This is a genomic window from Bacteroides xylanisolvens XB1A, assembly GCF_000210075.1.
Classification (GTDB): Bacteria; Bacteroidota; Bacteroidia; order Bacteroidales; family Bacteroidaceae; genus Bacteroides; species Bacteroides xylanisolvens.
This window is the reverse complement of the sequence record NC_021017.1, coordinates 113403-139272: the sequence shown is the minus strand read 5'-3', so window position 1 is coordinate 139272 and position 25870 is coordinate 113403. Positions and strand designations below refer to the sequence as shown.

Annotated in this window: 16 protein-coding genes and 1 pseudogene; 10 read left to right on the top strand and 7 right to left on the bottom strand. The window is 43.4% G+C overall.

The window, feature by feature from the left end:
• Positions 1-11: 11 nt before the first annotated feature.
• The gene (locus tag BXY_RS00550; RefSeq protein WP_208946697.1) at positions 12-1271 is read right to left on the bottom strand and encodes a TolC family protein; all 1260 of its coding nucleotides are present in this window, start codon (positions 1269-1271) and stop codon (positions 12-14) included.
• A gap of 161 nt (positions 1272-1432) precedes the next feature.
• Here BXY_RS00550 and BXY_RS00545 point away from each other — a divergent pair, with 161 nt between their 5' ends.
• A complete protein-coding gene (locus BXY_RS00545) occupies positions 1433-2329 on the top strand; it encodes an AraC family transcriptional regulator (protein ID WP_134993455.1) in 897 nt (298 codons plus the stop codon).
• 3 nt (positions 2330-2332) lie between these two features.
• Here the strand turns inward: BXY_RS00545 and BXY_RS00540 are convergent, their stop codons facing one another.
• The 5 genes from BXY_RS00540 to glmS form a co-directional block, all read right to left on the bottom strand.
• The gene (locus tag BXY_RS00540; protein WP_008770623.1) at positions 2333-3379 is read right to left on the bottom strand and encodes a mannose-1-phosphate guanylyltransferase; all 1047 of its coding nucleotides are present in this window, start codon (positions 3377-3379) and stop codon (positions 2333-2335) included.
• Positions 3380-3583: 204 nt separating this feature from the next.
• Entirely contained in the window at positions 3584-6811 is a 3228-nt protein-coding gene (gene carB / locus BXY_RS00535; RefSeq protein WP_015530965.1) for a carbamoyl-phosphate synthase (glutamine-hydrolyzing) large subunit, read from the bottom strand.
• 73 nt (positions 6812-6884) lie between these two features.
• Positions 6885-8018 (bottom strand): glutamine-hydrolyzing carbamoyl-phosphate synthase small subunit, encoded by a 1134-nt coding sequence (gene carA / locus BXY_RS00530; protein WP_015530964.1) that lies wholly within the window; start codon positions 8016-8018, stop codon positions 6885-6887.
• A 27-nt stretch (positions 8019-8045) separates the two neighbouring features.
• Entirely contained in the window at positions 8046-9929 is a 1884-nt protein-coding gene (locus tag BXY_RS00525; RefSeq protein WP_008022839.1) for an amidophosphoribosyltransferase, read from the bottom strand.
• Positions 9930-10032: 103 nt separating this feature from the next.
• Positions 10033-11877, bottom strand: coding sequence for a glutamine--fructose-6-phosphate transaminase (isomerizing) (glmS, locus tag BXY_RS00520; protein ID WP_015530963.1), 1845 nt, complete (start codon positions 11875-11877; stop codon positions 10033-10035).
• 362 nt (positions 11878-12239) lie between these two features.
• Here glmS and gltB point away from each other — a divergent pair, with 362 nt between their 5' ends.
• The 4 genes from gltB to BXY_RS00500 all read left to right on the top strand — a co-directional run bounded on the left by gltB (position 12240) and on the right by BXY_RS00500 (position 21180).
• Positions 12240-16844 carry a glutamate synthase large subunit gene (gltB, locus tag BXY_RS00515; protein ID WP_015530962.1) on the top strand — a complete coding sequence of 1535 codons (4605 nt, stop codon included), beginning with the start codon at positions 12240-12242 and terminating at the stop codon, positions 16842-16844.
• Between the two features lie 121 nt (positions 16845-16965).
• Positions 16966-18306, top strand: a complete 1341-nt coding sequence (locus tag BXY_RS00510; protein WP_015530961.1) for a glutamate synthase subunit beta — start codon at positions 16966-16968, stop codon at positions 18304-18306.
• A gap of 214 nt (positions 18307-18520) precedes the next feature.
• A complete protein-coding gene (asnB, locus tag BXY_RS00505) occupies positions 18521-20188 on the top strand; it encodes an asparagine synthase B (protein WP_015530960.1) in 1668 nt (555 codons plus the stop codon).
• A 224-nt stretch (positions 20189-20412) separates the two neighbouring features.
• Positions 20413-21180, top strand: a complete 768-nt coding sequence (locus tag BXY_RS00500; RefSeq protein WP_015530959.1) for a glycerophosphodiester phosphodiesterase family protein — start codon at positions 20413-20415, stop codon at positions 21178-21180.
• Positions 21181-21425: 245 nt separating this feature from the next.
• On the opposite strand, the gene BXY_RS00495 is transcribed toward BXY_RS00500, so the two are convergent.
• Positions 21426-21722, bottom strand: coding sequence for a thioredoxin family protein (locus tag BXY_RS00495; protein ID WP_015530958.1), 297 nt, complete (start codon positions 21720-21722; stop codon positions 21426-21428).
• A 414-nt stretch (positions 21723-22136) separates the two neighbouring features.
• On the opposite strand from BXY_RS00495, the gene dapF reads away from it, so the two are divergent.
• From dapF to BXY_RS23760, 5 genes and pseudogenes are all read left to right on the top strand, one after another.
• Positions 22137-22952 carry a diaminopimelate epimerase gene (gene dapF, locus BXY_RS00490; protein WP_015530957.1) on the top strand — a complete coding sequence of 272 codons (816 nt, stop codon included), beginning with the start codon at positions 22137-22139 and terminating at the stop codon, positions 22950-22952.
• A 50-nt stretch (positions 22953-23002) separates the two neighbouring features.
• Positions 23003-24235: an LL-diaminopimelate aminotransferase gene (locus tag BXY_RS00485; protein WP_015530956.1), complete on the top strand. Its 1233-nt coding sequence runs from the start codon at positions 23003-23005 to the stop codon at positions 24233-24235.
• 186 nt (positions 24236-24421) lie between these two features.
• On the top strand, positions 24422-25183 hold the full coding sequence (locus BXY_RS00480) for a hypothetical protein (protein ID WP_134993535.1): 762 nt from the start codon (positions 24422-24424) through the stop codon (positions 25181-25183).
• A 148-nt stretch (positions 25184-25331) separates the two neighbouring features.
• A complete protein-coding gene (locus tag BXY_RS00475; protein WP_004303701.1) occupies positions 25332-25688 on the top strand; it encodes a P-II family nitrogen regulator in 357 nt (118 codons plus the stop codon).
• Positions 25689-25704: 16 nt separating this feature from the next.
• Positions 25705-25870 (top strand): annotated as a pseudogene (locus tag BXY_RS23760) (ammonium transporter); the annotation flags it as partial.

The following is a 25870-nucleotide window of genomic DNA, read 5'->3' as shown; positions in this document are numbered from 1 at the left end:
GAGAAGTTATATTAATAATTCGTTGTATATTTCAATTGATAAATTCCCATCAACCGTTGAATCTCATGCATGGCTTTCGACTGACGCGCCAAGCTCTCATTGGTCAGTTCACGTAACATTTCAGTCACAGTCAATGTTCCATTTGCCACCTTTGCTTCGGCAGCTTTACGGATATTCGTACGCAACCGGATAATTTCATCATCATCTCGCATTTGCTTCTCCAAAGAATGGATAGCCTGATCCTGCTGCGTCATTTCCAGTCTTGTATTGAAAAGGAATATATCCCGGTTATTATCCAGTTGCTGTCTTTTCTTCTCGATCACCCGACGGTCATTTTTCAAAGTATACAGACTACCGAAATTCCATGAAAGCCGGACACCTGCCATATAATAAGGAGAAAATTCATTCTTCAGCATATCCAATCCGGGATTTCCGTATGCCCCCTGCACAAACAGTCCGAACTGCGGAAGATGACGCACATTCAAAGCCTTCTCCTGCACTTGCAGTCCGGCTCCCTGTGCATCAAACAAAGCCAACTCCGGCCGACGAATCTCACTGACAGCCGAAACCGTACTTTGAGGTACAGGTTTCTCCAGCACCGCTTCCGGAGACAGTGCTTCTCCTACCAACAGCGAAAGCATTTTCAAATAAGCTGCCCGTGATGATACTAAATCAATTCTTTTCTGTTTTGTATTCAACTGCTCCACTTTCACTGCATCCAAATCAGCTTGATTGGCTATTCCATTTTCCACATAAGCAGTAATCTGACGATAATTTCTCTCTAACTCATCTTGTAACAATGTATTCTGTTTGATTTGCTCGTCCAGCAGGAGAATTCCAAAATAAAGATCATTCACGCGGTCATTCAGCGCATACATATCTACATTCAGTTTTTCTTTCTCCACTTCAGCCTCTGCAATCGTCTGCTTCTTCTGCATACGGATTCCTCCCCCGTCCCATATCTTCTGTTGCAACTCCAACATGACCTGATATTGGTCTTTGGGCAATCCTTTTAAATCTACTCCGGGAAGTTTTACCGGAATTTCTGTCACATCACTCTGATAAGAAGCCTTTGCCGAAAGAGCAAATTGAGGTAAATATCCCTTGGCTGCATTTTCCAGATTATATTCCTTTGTCTTCTCCACTAAACCATACTGATGTACCAACGGATAATTATCCTGCGTCTTCCGCTGACATTCTTCCAATGTTATCTGCGCATACGCTCCTGCTACATACAGTAAAAAGGAGAAACTGAAAATCATTCTTTTCATATCCATTATTTCTTTGGTTTCTTCGAAAGACAAAGATAAGGATTTCAAAGATACTGGTCATTTCCAAGAGTTGGTAAATGTGTTCCATTAGTTCGATAAAACAGAAAAAAGCAAATAAGTATGCCGCATTTTATTACCTTTGCCGGAAAAGAGAAAAGAAAATGGGACAAAAAGAACCGATAGAGTTAGCACTTAAATTATTAGACAATCTTAAAATTGTCCGGCATAACGAGCATCGTTATATATCTTCTGATTTCGGATTCGTCAATAGCTTTGTAAAGATGGAAACGACTCTTTTCTCACTCGGTCAACCGTATCGTATTAAAGAAGGACGTATCGCATTCGTCAAGCAAGGCTCTGCCCGAATTCTCATTAATCTGATCGAATATACCATCCAACCGGGATACATCGCAGTGATCGCTCCTAACTCCATTATTCAAATCACAGAAGTGTCTCCTGATTTTGATATGCAAATGATAGCAGCCGACCACAATTTCCTTCCTATATCCGAAAAAGACGATTTTTTCTCTTACCTTCTCCATCATCAGAAAAACATCATATTGTTACTATCTCCACAAGAACAGCAACAAGTGGAACATTATTTCACCTTGACATGGGGAGTATTGCAGGAACCGCCATTCCGCAAAGAAGCTATACAACATCTTTTGGCCAGCCTCCTCTATTATTTAGAATATATCGCTCAAAACAGCATTGAGCAGAATCCTGCACAGTTGACAAGACAGGAAGAGATTTTCCAACGCTTCATCTCTCTTGTCAACACACACAGCAAGAAAGAGCGTAACGTGAACTTCTATGCGGATAAGCTATGTCTCACTCCGCGTTATCTGAATACAGTTATCCGGCAGGCCAGTCAACAAACAGTAATGGACTGGATAAACCAGTCCATTATACTAGAAGCAAAAGTATTGCTAAAACATAGCAATCTGCTCGTTTATCAAGTTTCTGATGAATTAAATTTCCCTAATCCTTCTTTTTTCTCGAAGTTCTTTAAACGAATGACAGGAATGACACCACACGAATATCAACAAACGAAATAATCTTTATTTCGAGAACTCTTTAATCCGTTGTTCCTCTTCCAGTTTACAAATCAGTAATGTATTATCTTTCTCTGCGATGATATATCCATCCAGTCCTTGAACAACAACTCGTTTTTCTTCGCTGGCATGCACAATACAGTTCTTACTGTCATACAAACGTATATCGGTTCCTACCGTAGCATTTCCCGATTTATCCTGTGGTAAAAGACCGCGAAGTGCTCCCCATGTACCTAAGTCCGACCAGCCGAAAGAAGCCGGTAACACGTAAATTGCCTCCGCTTTTTCCATCACCGCATAGTCGATAGAAATACTTTCGCAAGTCGGGAACAACTTTTTGATTGTTTCATTTTCTTTTTCCGTATAGAAATCCGGGAAAATACGGTCAAAAATCTGTGCGATACCCGGAGCATATACACGCATCACGGAAGTGATAGTACGCACGTTCCACACAAAGATTCCCGCATTCCAGAAGAAATTACCTTCCGCCAAATACTTTTCAGCTGTCTCTTTATCGGGTTTTTCCTTGAATGCGTCTACTGTATAAATTTCTTTATCTGTTTGAAGCTGGTTGGCAGCAGCAATATATCCGTAGCCTGTCTCCGGACGAGTCGGTCGAATACCTATTGTGACAATAGCACTGCTATCATCCGTAAAACGAAGTGCTTTCTCCATCACTCTACGGAACTCGCCCGTATTGATGACTAATGCATCCGAAGGAGTTACTACAATGTTAGCACGGGGATGCTTCTTTTTGATTTTCCAGCAAGCAAACGCGATACAAGGCGCAGTATTTCGTGCACAGGGTTCCGCTAAAATATTACTTTCCGGAATTTCCGGCAACTGCTCCCGAACAATATCAATGTATTTTTCAGAAGTTACCACCCACATATTTTCCCTGGGGCAAACACCATCAAAACGGTCTGCCGTCAATTGAATCAGTGACCGGCCACATCCCATTACATCAATAAATTGTTTAGGACATTCCGGAGTGCTCATCGGCCAGAAACGGCTCCCTATGCCACCAGCCATTATTACAACATGATTATCCATACCTATCATCCTCCTGTAAAAAAAATATTATTTAAATAAGCGCGCAAGTTACATTAAAATGTCCAAAACAGCAAATAAAGACCAAGAGTATTTAATTTTCCAACTGAATAATCGAATAATTGTATTTCTACAATAATAGACAAAGGCCGCTCTCGAATAATAAGAACGACCTTTGTCTTTTCATTTCAATAGAATATAATCATCTTATTTATATTCTGCCCAGCTCTTGATAGCTATATCATCCACACTCATTGTACAGAAAGCATTGATAAATGCACTAGCCAAACGAGCGTTCGTAATCAACGGAATATTTAAATCGATGGCGGCACGACGGATTTTATACCCATTACTTAATTCTCCGGCAGTCAAGTTCTTCGGTATATTGACTACCATATCTATTTCCTTACTATGAAGCATCTCCAACGCCTGCGGATGTCCCTCTTCACTCGGCCAATAAACATGAGTACTCTCAATACCGCTCTCGGCAAGCGCTTTATGTGTACCGCCCGTCGCAAAGAGTTTATATCCCTTATTCACCAACATACGGGCTGCATCCATCATATCGGCTTTCTGTTTCATGGTACCCGTGGAAAGCAAGATATTCTTCTTCGGAATACGATAACCTACAGAAAGCATTGCTTTCAATACGGCACAAGAAGTATCCATACCAATACAACCTACTTCACCTGTGGAAGCCATATCTACCCCCAACACCGGGTCGGCTTTCTGCAAACGGTTGAAAGAGAACTGTGAAGCCTTGATTCCAACATAGTCCAGTTCGAAAAGATTCTTTTCCGGTTTTTCGACAGGCAGGCCGAGCATAACCTTAGTGGCCAATTCAATAAAGTTGATCTTCAGTACCTTGCTGACAAATGGGAAAGAACGACTGGCACGCAAGTTACATTCGATCACCTTAATATCGTTGTCTTTTGCCAGATACTGAATATTAAACGGACCGGAAATGTTCAAAGCCTTGGCAATCTCACGGCTGATACGCTTAATACGACGAACAGTTTCTACATATAGCTTCTGTGGCGGGAACTGAATAGTCGCGTCACCGGAGTGTACTCCTGCAAATTCGATATGCTCACTAATAGCGTATGCCACAATTTCTCCATTCTGCGCCACGGCATCCATTTCTACTTCCTTGGCATGTTCAATAAACTGACTTACTACTACCGGATGTTTTTTCGAGACATTGGCTGCCAGTTTCAGGAAACGCTCCAGTTCTTCCTGATTGGAACAAACATTCATTGCAGCTCCCGAAAGCACGTATGACGGACGGACAAGTACAGGAAAACCCACTTCTTCAACAAACTCCTGAATGTCATCCATAGATGTTAATTCACGCCAACGGGGCTGATCCACACCGATACGGTCGAGCATAGCAGAGAATTTCTCACGGTCTTCAGCGTTGTCAATGCTCTTGGCACTTGTGCCAAGGATATTGATATGCTGTGCATCCAAACGCAAAGCCAAGTTATTCGGAATCTGACCACCGGTAGATACAATTACCCCATGCGGATTCTCCAGTTCCAGAATATCCATCACACGTTCAAAAGTCAATTCGTCAAAGTACAAGCGATCGCACATATCGTAGTCCGTAGATACAGTTTCAGGATTATAATTAATCATCACGCTGCGCCATCCTTCTTTACGAATAGTATTCAAAGCCTGCACACCGCACCAGTCAAATTCTACGGAAGAACCGATACGATAAGCACCGGACCCCAATACGACAATGGATTTATGGTCGCCCAAGTAATGAACATCATTTGCCACGCCGCTATAAGTAAGATACAGATAATTGGTTTGTGCCGGATATTCGGCTGCCAAAGTATCAATCTGCTTCACTACCGGAAGAATACCCGCCCCTTTACGATGTTTGCGGACATAAAGAATACCATCCTCCATATCACCTTCGTAGCCGATGGCACGGGCAACCTGGAAATCAGAGAAACCTTGAACCTTGGCTTTACGAAGCAGTTCGTTTGGCAGATCGGCTATTTGTTTGTGATTATTTCCCCAGCTATGCAGTTCTTCGGAAGTCTGCATGATATTCATCAATTTCTGAAGGAACCATTTATCAATCTTAGTCAGTTCGTGTACCTGATCGATGGTGTAGCCGGCACGAAAAGCCTTCGAGATAACAAAAATACGTTTATCAGTCGGTTCGCGCAAAGCCTTGTCGATGTCGGAAATAACTAGCTCCTTATTTTCTACAAATCCGTGCATTCCCTGTCCGATCATGCGGAGCCCTTTCTGGATAGCTTCTTCAAAAGTACGACCGATAGCCATCACCTCACCGACAGATTTCATAGAAGATCCCAATTCTTTATCTACACCGTGGAACTTACCCAAATCCCAACGTGGAATCTTACATACAACATAGTCCAGTGCCGGTTCGAAAAAAGCAGAAGTAGTCTTTGTTACAGAGTTCTTCAGGTCGAAGAGTCCGTAACCCAGTCCCAATTTGGCCGCAACGAAAGCCAGCGGATAACCCGTTGCCTTAGATGCCAAAGCCGATGAACGGGAAAGACGGGCATTTACTTCAATCACCCGATAATCTTCGGATTCGGGGTCGAAGGCATATTGTACATTACATTCGCCCACAATACCGATGTGGCGGATGATACGTATTGCCAGTTCCCGAAGTTTATGATATTCTTTGTTCGTAAGCGTTTGTGACGGAGCAATAACGATAGATTCACCGGTATGAATACCCAGCGGGTCGAAGTTTTCCATATTACAAACTGTGATACAGTTGTCGAAACGGTCGCGCACCACTTCATATTCCACTTCTTTCCAACCACGAAGAGATTTTTCCACCAATACCTGCGGAGAGAAAGAGAACGCTTTTTCTACAAGAATATCCAGTTGCTCTTCGTTATCACAGAAACCGGAGCCCAAGCCACCCAATGCATACGCAGCACGAACAATTACGGGATACCCCAGTTCTTTTGCTGCGCGACGCGCAGCTTCCGCATTTTCTACGGCTTCACTCTTAATGGTCTTTACATTGATTTCATTCAATTTCTGAACGAAAAGTTCACGATCCTCGGTATCCATAATGGCTTGTACCGGGGTACCAAGTACTTTCACATTATATTTTTCAAGAATACCTTCTTTGTACAATGCCACTCCACAGTTCAAGGCTGTCTGACCACCGAACGCCAGCATAATGCCTTCCGGTTTTTCTTTCTGAATCACTTTCTCTACGAAATACGGAGTCACCGGGAGGAAGTAGATTTGATCCGCCACTCCTTCGGACGTCTGTACCGTAGCAATATTAGGATTGATAAGAATCGTTTCAATGCCTTCTTCTTTCAAAGCTTTGAGTGCCTGCGAACCGGAATAGTCAAACTCACCGGCCTCACCGATCTTCAGGGCACCGGAACCCAACAGCAATACTTTCTTTATATTTTCTTTCATTGATTCTACTTTCTGGTTCACCACAGATTACACAGATAAACACAGATTTTTTATAATCCGTGATGAATATGGGTTATAATAGTTTTACAAATTCGTCGAACAGGAATTCCGTATCCGTAGGTCCACTCGCTGCTTCCGGATGGAATTGTGCAGAAAACCAAGGGTTTCTTTTATGCTTGATTCCTTCGTTAGAGCCATCATTCATATTAATAAATAACGGTTCCCAATCTGCACTCAACGTATTATTGTCTACGGCATAACCGTGATTTTGCGAGGTGATGAAGCAACGTTCAGTGCCTACCATACGCACCGGTTGGTTGTGGCTACGGTGACCGTATTTCAATTTATAAATCTTGGCTCCTCCCGCTTTCGAAAGCAGTTGATTACCCATGCAGATTCCGAAAATAGGTAGTTTCTCGTTTGACATTGCCTTGCGGATATTCTGCACCGCAGCATCACAGGTATCCGGATCCCCCGGTCCGTTAGAAATAAACAGTCCGTCAAATTCGAATCCGTTATAATCATAATCCCAAGGTACACGAATCACCTCAACATTACGTTTCAGCAGGCAACGAATGATATTAGTCTTCACACCGCAATCTACCAGGACAACTTTTTTTAATGAAGAATGAGGAATGAAGAATGAAGAATTAGCTGCGCTGTGGCTGCTTGTTCCACTAGGGAAATAATGAATAATTTCTTTACAGGAAACCTGGTCTACATAGTTTATATCGCTATAAGACGGAAATTCTTCATTCTTCATTCTTAATTCTTCATTTTCAAATACTATTTTCCCCATCATTACTCCATGTTCACGAAGCACTTTAGTCAGCTCGCGTGTATCAATGCCCGTGATACCAGGAACTTTTTCCCGTTTCAGCCAGTCACCAAGACTTTCCACAGCGTTCCAGTGGCTGTATTCATAAGAATAGTCACTTACGATAATCGCTTCCGCGTGGATCTTTTCACTTTCCATGAAAGTGGCAAGTCCATTCGGCTCGATAGTAAAAGGAGGAACACCGTAGTTACCTACCAAAGGATAGGTAAGCGTCATCAACTGTCCGGCGTATGAAGGGTCAGTGAGGCTCTCCGGATATCCGGTCATGGCAGTATTAAACACTACTTCGCCCGCCACCGGCTTCTCGTAGCCAAACGACTTACCGGAAAACCGGCTCCCGTCGTCAAGGATTAATGTCACATTTCTCATTCTTATTATTGAATCGTTGTATGGTTGTTAGAATTGATACATTTGTTCTATATAGTCGATGAACGCCCGGTTCACCATTTTCACACCACCCGGTGTAGGGTAGTTACCGCTAAAATACCAGTCGCCTTTATGATGCGGACAAGCCTCGTGCAATCCCTCCAACGGTTGATAGACGATTTCCACTTTCGCCTTGGTTCCCTTGGGTGTCAGCAGTTCCACCATTTTGGCAGAGATTTCCTCATCAGTGAACGGAGCATAAATATCTTTCACATAGTTTACCATCTGCTCTTTCGGCAGTCCTACCTGCTCTTTCGATTTACGGTAGGCGGCTGCAATCACATCTTTCATATCCCGTTCCTTTAAAAGTTCTACAGCAGCCCTGAAGGCGATAAACTCGCTCATCTTTGCCATATCAATACCGTAATAGTCAGGATAACGCACCTGCGGAGAAGAAGATACGATGACAATCTTCTTCGGACCGAGACGGTCGAGAATACCGATAATACTTTGTTTCAGCGTAGTGCCACGCACAATGCTGTCATCGATAATCACCAGATTATCAACACCGGGTACAAGACTTCCGTATGTAATATCATACACATGGGCAGCCAAATCATTACGACTGTTTCCTTCGGCGATGAACGTACGGAGCTTAATATCCTTGATTGCCACCTTTTCGCTACGAATACGACGGGAAAGAATAACTTCCAACTCCTCCATATTCGGGTTATGCCCCAATGCAGCGATCTGCTGCACTTTCTCCTCATTCAAGTAATCATCCAGTCCCTGCAACATTCCGTAGAAAGCAACCTCCGCAGTGTTTGGAATAAAAGAGAAGACCGTATGATCGATATCATTATTGATAGCTTTCAGTATTTTCGGAACCAACTTTTCGCCCAGCCGTTTCCTTTCTTTATAAATATCGACGTCACTGCCACGGGAGAAATAGATACGTTCGAAGGAACAAGCCTGATTTTCGCGCGGCTTATTGATTTGCGAAGTACGTATCTTTCCCTCTTTGCTAATCAGCAATGCCTGCCCCGGTTGCAGTTCCTTGATTTCCTCAAACGGAACATTCAAAGCTGTCTGGATAACCGGACGTTCGGAAGCAAGAACAGCTATCTCGTCATCCTGATACCAAAATGCAGGCCGGATGCCCCAAGGGTCACGGATAGCGAAAGATTCACCGCTTCCGGTCAATCCGCAAATAACATACCCCCCATCCCATTCGCGACTGGAAGTACGCAGTACGTTTGCCAAATCAATATGTTCTTCTATATAATGCGTGATGCCCATGCCCGTAAGCCCTTCGGCTTCGGCAAGATTGAATACACGCTCCACTTCACGGTCAAGACGGTGTCCCACCTGTTCCAACATGATATATGTATCGGCATATTTACGCGGATGCTGACCAATGGCAGTGATACGGGCAAATATTTCGTCCACATTCGTCATATTGAAGTTTCCGCAAAGAGCGAGATTCTTGGCACGCCAGTTATTTCTTCTTAAAAATGGATGCACGTATGAGATTCCGGATTTTCCCGTAGTGGAATAACGAAGATGCCCCATATATACTTCCCCGGCAAAAGGCAGGACTCGTTTGGCATACGCAGCATCATGCAACTGTTCGGGAGTGAGCTCCTTAAAATTGTTTTGAACATTTTCAAAAATCTCCGTAATAGCTCCGGAGCCTAAAGCACGTTCACGAAACATATATTCTTCACCCGGATTTGCTTCCAGTTTCACACATGCCAGTCCCGCACCTTCCTGTCCACGGTTATGTTGTTTCTCCATCAACAGGTAGAGCTTATTAAGACCGTACATCCATGTTCCGTACTTTTTCTCGTAATACTCCAACGGTTTAAGCAAGCGTATCATGGCAACGCCACATTCATGTTTCAATTGTTCCATCTATACTATTTACGATTTAAATTACCACCTGCCAATCAAACAACTTACTATCTATCATTGATTCTTCAATCGTAAATAGTAAATTGTCTAATTGTAAATCACATTACTCCACCGTTACCGACTTCGCCAGATTTCTCGGCTGGTCTACATCCATCCCCTTACATACCGCAATGTGATAAGCAAGAAGTTGGAGAGGTACCGTAGTAATTAACGGATCGAGACACTCTATTGTTTCAGGAAGTTCGATACTACAATCGGCAATCTTGCTGATAACCGTATCTCCCTTCGTAACGAACGCAATCACTTTTCCCTTCCTCGCCTTGATCTCCTGAATATTACTTAGCACTTTTTCGTACAGTCCATTCTGCGTAGCAATCACCACTACCGGCATTTCCGCGTCAATCAAGGCAATCGGTCCGTGCTTCATCTCGGCAGCCGGATAACCTTCGGCGTGAATATACGATATTTCTTTCAATTTCAATGCACCTTCCAAGGCAACAGGATAACTATATCCGCGTCCCAGGTAAATAAAGTTATGCGCATACGTGAAAGTTTTCGATAACTCCGCCAGGGTATCATTCAGTTTCAGCACTTCTTTCATCTTCTCCGGAATATGATTTAATTCCTGTACAATTGAAAGATAATGCCGTTCGTCAATTGTTCCTTTCGCTTTGGCAAGCGTCAATGCCAGCATTGCCAACACAGTGACCTGTCCGGTAAACGCTTTGGTGGAAGCGACTCCGATTTCCGGACCTACGTGGATATACGAACCGGTGTGAGTGGCACGGGGAATAGAAGACCCGATAGCATTGCAAATACCATATATAAATGCTCCACGGCTTTTTGCCAATTCCACAGCAGCCAAAGTATCCGCAGTCTCACCGCTTTGGGAGATTGCTATCACTACATCCTGCTCGTCAATCACCGGATCGCGGTAACGGAATTCGGAAGCATACTCCACTTCCACCGGTATGCGGCAGAAACTTTCAATCAGATGCTTGCCAATCAGTCCGGCATGCCAGGAAGTTCCGCAGGCAACGATAATAAACCGCTTGGCATTCAGTAGCTTTTCCCGATGATCGATCACAGCGGAAAGTACCACATTGTCTGCTTCCACATTGATACGTCCGCGCATACAATCATGAATACAATCGGGCTGTTCGAAAATCTCTTTCAACATAAAATGCGGATATCCTCCTTTTTCCAGCTGGCCGAGATTAAGCTCCACCTTTTTAATTTCAGGTGTCATTTCAACATTACTCAAATTGACCACCTTCAACTCTTTTCCCAAATGGAGAACAGCAATTTCTCCGTCTTCCAGATAAACCACTTTATCTGTATATTCTACAATCGGAGTGGCATCCGAAGCAAGGAAGAACTCATCCGCTCCAATCCCCACTACCAGCGGGCTGCTCTTACGGGCAGCAATAATCTCATCGGGATGCTCTTTATCAAGAATCGCAATCGCATAGGCACCAATCACTTCTCCCAACGCCAATTGAACGGCTGTCAGCAAACTGACTTGATTAGTGACTTTCATGTATTCTATTAATTGAACAAGAACTTCGGTATCTGTACTACTTTTAAAAATATAGCCTTTGGCTTGAAGTTTTTCTTTGAGAACGGCGTAGTTTTCAATAATACCGTTATGAATGAGAGCGAGCTTTTCGGAAGAAGAGTAATGAGGGTGGGCGTTAGCGGAACAAGGTTCCCCGTGAGTAGCCCAACGAGTATGGGCAATTCCGATTGTACCGGAAATATCTTTTTGTGTGACGAAATTTTCAAGATCGGAGACTTTTCCTTTCGTCTTATACACATTTAACTGTCGGTCATCACTGATGATTGCTACCCCCGCGCTATCATATCCACGATACTCCAGTCGCTTCAGCCCTTTTATAAGGATAGGGTAGGCTTTTCGTTTACCAATATAGCCTACTATTCCACACATATTATGATATTTTTATTTCGACCGCAAATATACACATTACAAATAACATAAAGACAACAAAAAGCATATTTATTTGACAGAAACGCATAAAAAAGTTGTAAACACATCAAAAAGTTAAATAATATATTATTTTTAGCTCAAAAAGAAACAAATTACAATTAACTCACCATTAACCCAAAAGAGCTAACAAATTAAAAGTAAATATCCTTCTTTTAATTACAAATTAGAAGAAGACAGGCTCTTCTTTTAATTTCGCGTTACAGAAAACTTGTATTTTACTGTCATTTTGAAATTAAACCACTAACTTTGCCGAACAAATTGACACTTCAATTAGGTATTATCATACAATAAAGCTAGTAAGAATGAAGAAACAAGAACTTTTTAACAACGTAACAGAAGGATCCCCTTACCAACGACAGCCCAAACAGATGGGCTTGTACAATGCGGCATACGAACACGATGCCTGCGGTGTTGGTATGCTGGTAAACATTCATGGAGAAAAGTCACACGACATTGTTGAGTCGGCTTTAAAGGTATTAGAGAACATGCGCCACCGCGGCGCCGAAGGTGCGGATAACAAAACCGGCGACGGTGCAGGTATCATGCTGCAAATTCCGCATGAGTTTATTTTATTGCAAGGTATTCCTGTACCCGAAAAAGGACGGTACGGCACAGGATTGCTATTTTTGCCGAAAAATGAGAAAGACCAGGCAGCCATTTTAAGTATCATTATTGAAGAAATTGAAAAAGAAGGACTCACATTGATGCATCTGCGCAATGTGCCCACCTGCCCTGAAATTCTAGGAGAATCTGCTTTGGCAAACGAACCTGACATCAAGCAGGTGTTTATCACCGGATTTACAGAAACGGAAACGGCCGACCGGAAGTTATATCTGATCCGGAAAAGAATCGAGAATAAGGTCAGACTGTCATCCATTCCGACAAAGGACGATTTTTATGTTGTTTCGCTTTCTACAAAAAACATTATATATAAAGGTATGCTTTCGTCGTTGCAACTGCGCAACTACTATCCGGACCTGACGAATAGCTATTTTACCAGCGGACTAGCACTGGTGCACTCCCGTTTCAGTACCAATACATTCCCTACATGGGGATTGGCACAACCATTCCGCCTTCTGGCACACAACGGTGAAATCAACACAATCCGTGGTAACCGCGGATGGATGGAAGCCCGCGAAAGCGTACTCTCCACTCCTACCTTGGGTGACATAAAAGAACTTCGCCCGATTATACAACCGGGCATGAGCGACAGTGCTTCCCTGGACAATGTACTGGAGTTCCTGGTGATGTCGGGATTGAGCCTGCCACACGCCATGGCTATGCTCGTGCCGGAATCTTTCAACGAAAAGAATCCCATCAGCGAGGATCTGAAATCATTCTACGAATACCACTCTATCCTGATGGAACCGTGGGACGGACCGGCTGCACTTCTCTTCAGTGATGGACGATTTGCCGGAGGTATGCTCGACCGCAACGGTCTGCGCCCTGCCCGTTATCTGATTACTAGAAACGATATGATGGTAGTGGCTTCGGAAGTTGGTGTGATGGATTTCGAACCGGGAGACATCAAAGAAAAAGGTCGCTTACAGCCCGGTAAGATTTTGCTGGTAGATACGGAAAAAGGTGAAATTTATTATGATGGCGAACTGAAAAAACAGTTGGCTGAAGCCAAACCTTACCGCACCTGGTTGTCTACGAACCGAATCGAACTGGATGAACTGAAGAGCGGACGCAAAGTACCTCATCATGTAGAAAACTACGACTGTATGCTTCGCACTTTCGGCTACTCCAAAGAGGATATCGAAAAACTGATTATGCCGATGGCAAGCAGCGGAGCAGAACCGATCCATTCAATGGGTAATGATACTCCGTTAGCTGTACTTTCGGATAAGCCGCAATTGCTTTACAACTATTTCCGGCAGCAATTTGCACAAGTGACCAATCCTCCCATCGACCCGCTCCGCGAAGAACTGGTTATGTCATTGACAGAATACATCGGGGCAGTCGGCATGAATATTCTGACACCCAGCGAAAGTCATTGCAAAATGGTCCGCCTGAATCATCCGATTTTGAGCAACACACAACTGGATATTCTTTGTAATATCCGCTATAAAGGCTTCAAAACGGTCAAACTGCCCATGTTATTTGAAGCAGCGAAAGGGAAAGCCGGATTGCAGGAGGCACTGAACAGCCTCTGTAAAATGGCGGAAGAATCTGTGACGGAAGGCGTAAACTACATTGTCCTGACCGACCGTGACGTGGATATTACCCATGCTGCTATTCCTTCATTGCTGGCAGTAAGCGCCGTTCATCACCATCTGATTTCAGTCGGCAAACGTGTACAAACAGCATTGATTGTAGAAAGCGGTGAAATACGTGAGGTGATGCACGCTGCGTTATTACTGGGTTTCGGAGCAAGTGCCCTGAATCCTTACATGGCATTTGCCGTTCTCGACCGCTTGGTTAAAGACAGGGATATTCAGTTGGATTATGCCACTGCTGAAAAGAATTATATCAAATCCATCTGCAAAGGCTTGTTTAAAATCATGAGTAAAATGGGGATCTCTACCATCCGCTCTTATCGTGGTGCAAAGATCTTCGAAGCCGTCGGTTTGAGCGAAGAATTGAGTAAGGCCTATTTCGGTGGACTCGGTTCGCCCATCGGAGGTATTCGCTTGGAAGAAATAGCCAGAGATGCCATCGCTTTCCACAAGGAAGGAGTGGGAGAAGTTGAGAGTGAAGAGTTGAGAGTGGAGAGTGAGGCTCCGCATGGCAACTCTCAACTCTCAACTCTCCATTCTCAACTTCTTACCGGTTTGTATGCTTTCCGTAAAGACGGAGAAGAGCATGCATGGAATCCGGAAACAATCAGTACGCTGCAATTGGCTACACGGATGGGGAGTTATAAGAAATTTAAAGAATATACTCATTTGGTAGACGAAAAAGAGAAGCCTATTTTCCTTCGTGACTTCCTGGGATTCCGTCGTAATCCGATTTCGATCGATCAGGTAGAACCGGTGGAAAACATTCTGCATCGTTTCGTCACGGGGGCCATGTCTTTTGGTTCTATCAGCAAAGAGGCTCATGAGGCAATGGCTATTGCCATGAATAAAATTCACGGACGCAGTAATACCGGTGAAGGTGGCGAGGACGCTGCCCGTTTCCAACCACTGCCCGATGGCAGTTCCTTACGAAGTGCAATCAAGCAGGTAGCTTCCGGACGTTTCGGTGTAACGGCAGAATATTTGGTTAATGCGGACGAGATTCAGATTAAGATAGCACAGGGGGCAAAGCCGGGTGAAGGCGGACAACTTCCGGGATTTAAAGTGAATGATGTGATTGCAAAAACACGCCATTCCATTCCGGGAATTTCACTGATTTCTCCCCCACCTCATCATGATATTTATTCGATTGAGGATTTGGCACAATTAATCTTCGATCTGAAAAATGTAAATCCACAGGCCAAAATCAGTGTGAAACTGGTAGCAGAAAGCGGCGTCGGTACAATTGCCGCCGGGGTGGCAAAAGCAAAGGCGGACCTGATTGTCATCTCCGGTGCTGAAGGGGGAACAGGTGCTTCTCCAGCTTCTTCTATCCGTTATGCGGGCATCTCACCGGAATTGGGATTGAGCGAGACACAACAAACATTGGTTTTGAACGGACTTCGTGGTCAAGTAGTTCTGCAAGCCGACGGACAACTGAAAACCGGACGTGACATCATCTTAATGGCGCTAATGGGTGCCGAAGAATATGGCTTCGCCACCTCGGCATTGATTGTATTAGGGTGTGTAATGATGCGCAAATGCCATCAGAATACTTGTCCGGTGGGAGTTGCCACACAGAATGAGGAATTACGTAAACGCTTTCATGGGCGTAGTGAATATTTGGTAAATTTCTTCACATTCCTGGCGCAGGAGGTCCGCGAGCATTTGGCCGAAATGGGATTCACCAGGATGGATGATATTATCGGGCGCACAGACTTGATCGAACGCAAATCCGTTGCCAATGACCCGAATCCGAAACATGCGTTAATCGACTTCACCAAATTGCTGGCACGCATTGATAACAACGCGGCTATCCGCCATGTCATCGATCAGGATCATGGTGTTTCTACTGTAAAGGATGTAACCCTCATTGATGCAGCACAGGAAGCTATTGAACATGAGAAAGAGATTTCTTTAGAATATACGATTGCCAATACAGACCGTGCAATAGGTGCGATGCTATCCGGAGTGATTGCCAAGAAATACGGTGCCAAAGGATTGCCGGAACATACGCTGAATGTGAAGTTCAAAGGCTCGGCAGGTCAGTCTTTCGGGGCTTTTCTCGTACCGGGAGTTAACTTTAAACTGGAAGGTGAAGCGAACGATTATCTGGGTAAAGGATTGAGCGGCGGACGCATCTCCGTATTGCCTCCTATCCGCAGCAACTTCGAAGCCGAAAAGAATACAATTGCCGGTAATACCTTGCTTTATGGAGCAACAAGCGGTGAAGTATATATCAACGGTCGTGTAGGAGAACGCTTCGCAGTTCGTAATTCCGGTGCAGTTGCCGTAGTGGAAGGTGTGGGCGACCATTGTTGCGAATACATGACAGGAGGTCGTGTGGTAGTCCTCGGACAAACCGGACGTAACTTTGCAGCCGGTATGAGTGGCGGTGTGGCTTATGTATGGAACAAGGATGGCAACTTCGATTATTTCTGCAACATGGAAATGGTGGAACTGTCACTCATCGAAGAAGCCAGCTACCGGAAGGAGCTACACGAACTAATCCGCCAACATTATCTGTACACAGGCTCAAAACTTGCCCGTACCATGCTTGACAACTGGAATCATTATGCAGACCAGTTCATCCAAGTAGTACCCATCGAATACAAAAAAGTATTGCAGGAGGAACAGATGAGAAAATTACAACAAAAAATTGCAGACATGCAAAGAGACTATTAGATTTACAATTTGACTATTTACAATTTACTATTTGAATGTATAGTCTGTAAATAGTCAAATAGCAAATGACAAGATAGTCTGGAAATAGTAAATAGTAAATCGTCAAATAGTAAATAACAAGATGGGAGATCCTAAAGCATTTCTAAATATACCTCGACAAGAGGCGGGATACCGCCCTGTAAACGAGCGAATCGCTGACTATAGTCAGGTAGAACAGACTTTGAATACAAACAGCCGTAAATTGCAGGCGTCACGCTGTATGGATTGCGGTGTACCTTTCTGTCATTGGGCATGCCCGATAGGAAATAAACAACCGGAATGGCAGGATGCATTATACAGGGGAAAATGGAAGGAGGCATACGAAGTATTGTCGTCTACTTGCGATTTTCCGGAATTTACGGGACGTATTTGTCCTGCCCTTTGCGAGAAATCGTGTGTGTTGAAACTTTCCTGCGATCAGCCGGTGACTATTCGCGAAAATGAAGCAGCTATCGTGGAAGCGGCTTTTCGTGAAGGATATATACAGGTAAAGACGCCGAGAAGAAACGGAAAGAAAGTGGCGGTGATTGGTGCGGGCCCTGCCGGATTGGTAGTGGCTAATCAGCTGAATTTAAAAGGATATAGCGTTACTTTATTCGATAAGGATGAAGCGCCCGGAGGGTTATTACGGTTCGGTATTCCTAATTTCAAACTGGATAAGAATGTAATTGACCGACGGATGAAGATATTGGCTGCAGAAGGAATACAGTTTGAAATGGGAGTAGAAATAGACGTCAATCATTTACCGGAAGGATTCGACGCTTACTGCATCTGTACCGGAACGCCTACTGCACGTGATTTGAGTATTCCGGGACGTGAACTGAAAGGCATCCATTTCGCACTTGAAATGCTGGCACAGCAGAACAGGCTTCTGGCAGGACAGACTTTCCCGAAAGATAAATTGGTGAATGCCAAAGGCAAAAAAGTACTTGTGATAGGTGGCGGAGATACCGGTTCCGACTGCATCGGAACCAGTGTGAGACAGGGAGCCGTCAGTGTCACTCAAATCGAAATCATGCCGAAACCTCCTGTCGGCTACAATCCGGCTACTCCTTGGCCACAATGGCCGGCAGTCTTCAAAACGACTTCCAGCCATGAAGAAGGTTGTACACGCCGCTGGTGCCTGGCTTCCAATCAGTTCCTCGGAAAGAATGGAAAAGTGACAGGTGTAGAAGTGGAAGAAGTGGAATGGATTCCGGCAGCAGATGGCGGACGTCCCACGATGAAACCAACAGGGAAGAAGGAAGTCATCGAAGCTGATATGGTATTATTGGCAATGGGATTCCTGAAACCGGAGCAACCGAAATTTGCAAAGAATGTATTCCTAGCCGGTGATGCCGAGACTGGTGCCAGCCTGGTGGTACGCGCCATGGCGGGAGGACGAAAGGCTGCTGCGGAAATAGATGCTTATCTAATACAATAAGTTTTGCAACAGTGTACAACAAGAAGCTCGATTACTATTATCGGTTCGTTCCATATCTGTGGAACTAAAGGATAACAGATATGGAACTAAAGGGAAACAGTTGTGGAACTAAACGATAACAATTATGGAACGAATTAAGAATAGCTAATCAGCTTCTTAGAAATAGCGAATAAACAATCAACAAATTACATTACCCCCTCTAAAAATTAAAGTTATGTGTGGAATAGCAGGTATACTCAACATCAAAGTTCAAACGAAAGAACTAAGAGATAAAGCACTGAAAATGGCCCAGAAGATCCGTCATCGCGGACCGGACTGGAGCGGAATCTATGTAGGCGGAAGTGCCATCCTGGCACACGAACGTCTTTCTATTGTCGACCCGCAGAGTGGCGGGCAGCCGTTATACTCTCCCGATCATAAACAGGTGCTCGCCGTCAACGGTGAAATTTACAATCACCGTGATATTCGCGCTAAATATGCGGGAAAATATAACTTTCAGACTGGAAGTGACTGTGAGGTAATTCTTGCCCTTTACAAAGATAAAGGCATCCATTTTTTGGAAGATATCAGTGGTATCTTCGCTTTCGTGCTTTATGATGAGGAAAAGGATGAATTTTTGATTGCCCGCGATCCGATAGGGGTTATTCCTTTATATATAGGAAAAGATAAAGAGGGAAAAATCTACTTCGGCAGCGAGTTGAAAGCTCTCGAAGGATTTTGTGACGAATATGAAGTATTCCTTCCCGGACATTATTTCTATAGTAAAGAGGGAAAAATGAAACGTTGGTATTCGCGCGACTGGACAGAATATGAAACCGTCAAAGAGAATGATGCACAAACCGAGGATGTGAAAGTGGCATTGGAAGAGGCTGTGCACCGCCAGTTAATGAGTGACGTACCGTATGGAGTATTGCTTTCGGGCGGGTTGGATAGTTCCGTTATCTCTGCCATTGCCAAAAAATATGCGGCAAAACGTATAGAAACAGACGGTGCAAGCGATGCATGGTGGCCTCAACTCCACTCTTTCGCCATCGGTCTAAAGGGCGCCCCCGATTTGATTAAAGCGCGTGAGGTGGCCGAATATATCGGTACCGTCCATCATGAGATCAACTACACCGTTCAGGAAGGTCTGGATGCTGTTCGCGACGTAATTTATTTCATCGAGACGTATGATGTAACTACCGTACGCGCTTCCACTCCCATGTATTTATTGGCGCGTGTCATTAAATCAATGGGGATCAAAATGGTGTTGAGCGGTGAAGGTGCTGATGAAGTTTTCGGGGGGTATCTGTATTTCCACAAGGCCCCTACTCCACAGGCATTTCACGAAGAAACAGTACGTAAACTTTCAAAGTTGCACATGTACGATTGCCTCCGTGCCAATAAAAGTTTATCAGCATGGGGAGTAGAAGGACGCGTCCCTTTCCTTGATAAAGAATTTCTCGACGTGGCAATGAACCTGAACCCGAAAGCTAAAATGTGCCCCGGAAAAAACATCGAGAAACGAATTGTTCGCGAAGCCTTTGCCGATATGTTACCGGAAAGTGTGGCTTGGAGACAGAAAGAGCAGTTCAGTGACGGTGTAGGATATTCATGGATTGACACATTGAGAGAGATCACAGCAGCTGCCGTGAGCGATGAGCAAATGGAACATGCTGCCGAACGTTTCCCGATCAATACGCCACAAAACAAAGAAGAGTACTACTATCGTAGCATTTTCGAAGAGCATTTCCCCAGTGAAAGTGCAGCACGCACCGTCCCCAGTGTTCCAAGTGTAGCCTGCTCCACAGCAGAAGCACTAGCCTGGGATATTGCTTTCAGGAATCTGAATGAACCTAGTGGACGTGCAGTGAAAGGAATACATGAAGAGGCCTATACCTGATTAATAAAAGAGTGACAAACTCCTTTTGTGCAAACTATCAGACGTGTCCGGAGAATGTTTTTATGACAGACAGTCTTATTTTTGACACTCTTTTGTAGCATTTCTATTCTAAAATCCCAAGGATTAACGCAGATTAGCATATTATCGGCTGATTTGCGTTATCTTTTTTATAATTTTGAGGCCAAACCCAATTAAATCTATCAAACTTTTAAAAGATCAAACAAATGAATTTAAAAAAAATGATGATGGCTTCTGCCTTTCTAATGGCTGCTTGCTGCATGCAGGCACAGACAAAAGTGATAGCTCACCGCGGTTTCTGGAAAACTCCGGGATCATCGCAGAACAGTATTTCATCACTTCTAAAAGCAGACTCCATCGGTTGTTACGGTTCAGAATTTGACGTATGGATCGCGAAGGATAACAAGCTGGTGGTTAACCATGATCCTGTATATAAGATGAGGCCGATGGAATATTCCAAAGGTGATGCGCTGACCGGACTTAAATTATCCAACGGAGAAAACTTACCCAGCCTGGAACAGTATCTGGAAACCGGAAAAAACTGTAAAACCCAATTGATTCTCGAACTGAAAGCACATAGCAACAAGAAACGTGAGACTAAAGCGGTGCAAGGAATCATTGCCATGGTGAAGAAAATGGGACTGGAAAACCGTATGGAATATATCACGTTCTCTCTACATGCCATGAAAGAGTTTATCCGTCTGGCTCCTGCCGGTACTCCGGTATATTACCTTAACGGAGAATTGTCTCCCAAAGAGCTGAAAGAACTTGGTGCTGCCGGTCTGGACTATCACATGGGAGTGATCAAGAAACACCCCGAATGGATCAAAGAAGCTCACGACCTCGGCTTGAAAGTCAACGTATGGACAGTAGACGAAGTAGAAGATATGAAATGGCTGATCGAACAAAAGGTAGATTTCATCACCACTAACGAACCGGTCATCTTACAAGAAGAACTTAAAAAGCTTCAATAAGAAAAAATATTCACATATTAAAGAATTTAATATCTGGCTTTAAGGAAACGGAATCTTCCTTTAAAAGAAACAGATTGTTTCTCGGTGTCAAACGGGTGTTTCCTTTAAAAGGAAACACCCGTTTCTTTAAATGAAAAAATGCTCTTCTATAATACTCTTAATACCAACACTTTAGAAATATCAATCTTTTAACGAAAAAAGAAAAGAGTCCTTTTTATGAATACCAATAAAAGATTACAGACAATTCATTGAAAATCATCCAATACCTCTTTTAATTCTTCTACCGTAAGCTCTCCTACCTGCCTCCAAAGTTCATGACTCTTATGCAATAGAAGGAAAGCCGGTACTGTTTCTACATTATGAGCATCAGCAATTGCTCTATTCTCTTCTGCATTCACTCTAATCAATTCCACAGTTCTCTTTTCGTAAGTTCGAAGCACAGGCCCTATCCACTCATAATGAGGAGACCAATCGGCATAGAATACCACCAACACCAGATGGTTGGTTTTAACTGCTGTTTCTAATTGTTTCTCTATATTCATATCGCTACGTTTTTATATTAATGATAGTGCTAAAACAATGAATACAGAAAAAGGTTCTTCAAAACACTCCGCGAACAATATGATAGAGAAATAAGGATTTTCACTTTCATATCGTCAAAAGAAAAAAGATATATTTCTTGTTTTTATAACTAATTTAATGGATTATCAGGGCTAAATATTCTTCATATATAATGGAAGGATATGCAAAACAATTCGCTCAAATAACAGTTTATTAATATATAGATATATATAATTTCAAATTATAACTAAACATAGTCATATCAAAGGCGATTATAAGTTCTAAGAAAATAAATAGATATTAGACATGCTTTTTAATAAAATATAAAGCAAAAAGTCATACCTTTGCACTGTAATAAAACAAAAGGATACAACAACCAATAAATACCAATCAAAATGACAGCAAGAATTAAGTTCACTAAAATGCATGGAACAGGAAATGACTACATATATGTAGACACGACCAGATATCCAATAGCAGACCCTGAAAAGAAAGCGATCGAATGGAGCAAGTTTCATACAGGAATCGGAAGCGATGGACTAATATTGATTGGTGTCTCTGATAAAGCGGATTTCAGTATGCGTATTTTCAATGCCGACGGTTCGGAAGCAATGATGTGTGGCAATGGTAGCCGCTGCGTAGGCAAATATGTATATGAATACGGATTGACTGATAAAACAGAAATAACTTTGGATACACTATCGGGAATTAAAATTTTGAAATTGCAGGTAGAAGGAAAAACAGTCAGTACAGTCACCGTAGATATGGGCAGTCCGCAAGAAACAGGAGAGATTGATTGGGGAAAGAAATATCCTTTCCAATCTACTAAAGTATCAATGGGCAATCCTCATCTTGTCACATTTATTGATGACATTACCCGAATTAATCTGCCGGAAATCGGTCCTGAACTGGAGAATCATCCTCTCTTTCCCGACAGAACGAATGTAGAGTTTGCACAGATCGTCGGTAAAGACACCATACGGATGAGAGTGTGGGAAAGAGGATCGGGAATTACTCAAGCTTGCGGAACAGGTGCCTGCGCCACAGCAGTAGCCGCCTTCATCAACGGACTTGCAGGAAGAAAAAGCGATGTGATAATGGATGGAGGGACAGTTACCATCGAATGGGATGAAACCTCCGGACATATATTAATGACCGGACCGGCAACCAAGGTTTTCGATGGGGAAATTGTTGAAGAAGTTGAGAGTTGAGAATGGAGAGTTGAGAATGAATAGTAATAGAAACTTAAAACAATAACAAGATGGCATTAGTAAACGAGCATTTTTTAAAATTACCGGGAAGTTATTTATTCTCGGATATAGCGAAAAAGGTAAATACTTTCAGGATAACGCATCCCAAACAGGACATCATCCGGCTAGGTATCGGCGACGTTACGCAGCCACTTCCTCCAGCCTGTATAGAAGCAATGCATAAAGCGGTAGAAGAACTGGCCGGCAAAGATACATTCCGCGGATATGGTCCTGAACAGGGATATGATTTTCTGATTGAAGCAATCATAAAGAACGATTTCGCTCCACGCGGGATTCATTTCTCGGCATCCGAGATTTTTGTCAGTGACGGTGCTAAAAGCGATACCGGAAATATAGGTGATATTCTTCGCCACGACAATAGCGTAGGTGTTACAGATCCCATTTATCCGGTTTACATAGACAGTAACGTTATGTGCGGACGCGCCGGAATATTGGAAGAAGAAACGGGTAAATGGAGCAACGTTACTTATATGCCTTGCACAAGTGAGAACAACTTTATCCCGGAAATTCCGGACAAACGGATAGACATCGTTTATCTCTGTTATCCGAACAACCCGACAGGAACCACCTTAACCAAACCGGAACTGAAAAAGTGGGTGGATTATGCCTTGGCAAACGATACACTGATTCTGTTCGATGCCGCTTACGAGGCATATATCCAAGACGAGAATGTCCCCCACTCTATCTATGAGATTAAGGGAGCTAAAAAGTGCGCGATTGAATTCCGTAGTTTTTCAAAAACGGCAGGATTTACAGGAGTACGCTGCGGATATACCGTAGTACCAAAAGAGCTCACTGCCGCCACCCTGGAAGGTGATCGCATACCACTCAACAGATTGTGGAACCGTCGCCAGTGTACTAAGTTTAACGGCACTTCTTATATTACCCAACGGGCAGCAGAAGCCGTTTACAGTGCAGAAGGCAAGGCACAGATTAAGAAAACAATCGACTATTATATGACCAACGCAAAAATCATGAAGGAAGGACTGGAAGCCACGGGACTGAAAGTATACGGCGGCATCAACGCTCCCTACTTGTGGGTGAAAACTCCGAACGGACTTTCTTCATGGCGATTCTTCGAACAGATGTTGTATGAAGCCAATGTGGTCGGTACTCCCGGTGTAGGTTTCGGGCCAAGCGGTGAAGGGTATATCCGTTTAACTGCATTCGGCGAACGCAACGACTGTATCGAAGCGATGAGAAGAATAAAGAACTGGCTCTGATTGAATGAATAATGGATAGCGGGAAATAGAAAGTTCAACATGCCCCCATTAAACGGACATCATCATTCCTGCAGGATCAGTTATCCATAATCAGTTATCTATAAAAAACGATAGTATTTTGCGCGCTACTATATAACAAATGGACCGTACATCCACATTTTTCTAACTTTTAAAGGTAAAAAGACGATGAAAACGACGATTAACAACAAATTGGGGGTAATAACAGTAGCATTATTACTGTCAGGACTTGTCCCGTCTACAATGATGGCACAAGATAAGGTAGAAGCTTCCGTTGGGGCAGATTTGGTAAGTGGTTACATCTGGCGCGGTCAGAATTTAGGCGGAGTTAGCGTCCAGCCTTCACTAGGAATCTCTTACAAAGGTTTATCACTCGGAGCATGGGGATCAGTAGGAATTGAATCCAAAGATGCAAAAGAGTTTGACTTAACTCTCGGTTATTCAATTGGTGGATTTAGTGTTTCAATAACGGATTATTGGTTTGATAAAACACATACAGGGGATGTAGATGAATACGGAAAGGAGATTTATACAACCAATAAGTATTTCCAATATGGAGCCTATTCTACAGCACATGTATTTGAAGCACAAGTGGGATATGATTTCGGTCCGCTAGCCGTCAACTGGTACACAAACTTTGCAGGTGCCGACGGTGTGAAAGAAAACGGCAAAAGAGCTTATTCTTCTTACCTCGCACTTAGCGCACCTTTCAAATTGGGAGGTCTCGACTGGACAGTAGATTTAGGTATGGTTCCCTGGGAAACGACTTTTTATAATGGCTATACCAGTGGATTCTGCGTAACAGACATCAGTCTCGAAGCATCCAAGGAGATTAAAATCACAGATTCCTTCTCTGTACCGACATTTGCCAAAGTAACAGTGAACCCACGCACTGAAGGAGCCTACTTTGCTTTCGGACTAAGTTTTTAAGAGAGAGAATTTACAATACAAAGAGCGTATAGGGATTAGAAAAGGTAGTTAGAGTTTAGATTTTATCGGTTTGTTGTATGGTAACCTGCTATGGCTGCCGCTGCCCTATACCTCTTTCTTTTACAGGACACACTAATATTTAAGGTATATGAAAAAGATTGAAGCTATCATCCGTAAGACCAAATTCGAGGACGTAAAAGACGCCCTACTCGAAGCGGACATCGAATGGTTCTCTTATTACGATGTAAGAGGCATTGGAAAAGCACGGCAAGGACGTATCTACCGTGGCGTAGTTTATGACACCAGCACCATTGAACGAATTTTGATCTCTATTGTCGTGCGCGACAAGAATACCGAGAAAACAGTGCAGGCTATCATCAAAGCTGCACAGACCGGAGAAATCGGTGACGGACGTATTTTCGTCATTCCTATCGAAGACGCTATCCGCATACGCACTGCCGAACGTGGTGACATAGCCCTCTACAATGCAGAACAAGAACGTTAAATAAGATTATACTATTATGGATACAAAATATAAAAGCCATAGCTTCGTAAAGCTGTGGATAGCCACTACTATATTCATTTTGTGCTGTTTTACTACTGATATGTCGGCACAAAACACGGCCGCTGCCGATACAGTTGCAGCAGTTACAGAAACAATTACCGAAGTCGTTACCGCTCCTGCCG

Excerpts from the sequence above, each read along its gene's own strand:
- BXY_RS00550 (WP_208946697.1), bottom strand. The coding sequence starts at position 1,271 with ATGAAAAGAATGATTTTCAGTTTCTCCTTTTTACTGTATGTAGCAGGA.
- BXY_RS00545 (WP_134993455.1), top strand. The coding sequence starts at position 1,433 with ATGGGACAAAAAGAACCGATAGAGTTAGCACTTAAATTATTAGACAAT.
- BXY_RS00540 (WP_008770623.1), bottom strand. The coding sequence starts at position 3,379 with ATGGATAATCATGTTGTAATAATGGCTGGTGGCATAGGGAGCCGTTTC.
- carB (WP_015530965.1), bottom strand. The coding sequence starts at position 6,811 with ATGAAAGAAAATATAAAGAAAGTATTGCTGTTGGGTTCCGGTGCCCTG.
- carA (WP_015530964.1), bottom strand. The coding sequence starts at position 8,018 with ATGAGAAATGTGACATTAATCCTTGACGACGGGAGCCGGTTTTCCGGT.
- BXY_RS00525 (WP_008022839.1), bottom strand. The coding sequence starts at position 9,929 with ATGGAACAATTGAAACATGAATGTGGCGTTGCCATGATACGCTTGCTT.
- glmS (WP_015530963.1), bottom strand. The coding sequence starts at position 11,877 with ATGTGTGGAATAGTAGGCTATATTGGTAAACGAAAAGCCTACCCTATC.
- gltB (WP_015530962.1), top strand. The coding sequence starts at position 12,240 with ATGAAGAAACAAGAACTTTTTAACAACGTAACAGAAGGATCCCCTTAC.
- BXY_RS00510 (WP_015530961.1), top strand. The coding sequence starts at position 16,966 with ATGGGAGATCCTAAAGCATTTCTAAATATACCTCGACAAGAGGCGGGA.
- asnB (WP_015530960.1), top strand. The coding sequence starts at position 18,521 with ATGTGTGGAATAGCAGGTATACTCAACATCAAAGTTCAAACGAAAGAA.
- BXY_RS00500 (WP_015530959.1), top strand. The coding sequence starts at position 20,413 with ATGAATTTAAAAAAAATGATGATGGCTTCTGCCTTTCTAATGGCTGCT.
- BXY_RS00495 (WP_015530958.1), bottom strand. The coding sequence starts at position 21,722 with ATGAATATAGAGAAACAATTAGAAACAGCAGTTAAAACCAACCATCTG.
- dapF (WP_015530957.1), top strand. The coding sequence starts at position 22,137 with ATGACAGCAAGAATTAAGTTCACTAAAATGCATGGAACAGGAAATGAC.
- BXY_RS00485 (WP_015530956.1), top strand. The coding sequence starts at position 23,003 with ATGGCATTAGTAAACGAGCATTTTTTAAAATTACCGGGAAGTTATTTA.
- BXY_RS00480 (WP_134993535.1), top strand. The coding sequence starts at position 24,422 with ATGAAAACGACGATTAACAACAAATTGGGGGTAATAACAGTAGCATTA.
- BXY_RS00475 (WP_004303701.1), top strand. The coding sequence starts at position 25,332 with ATGAAAAAGATTGAAGCTATCATCCGTAAGACCAAATTCGAGGACGTA.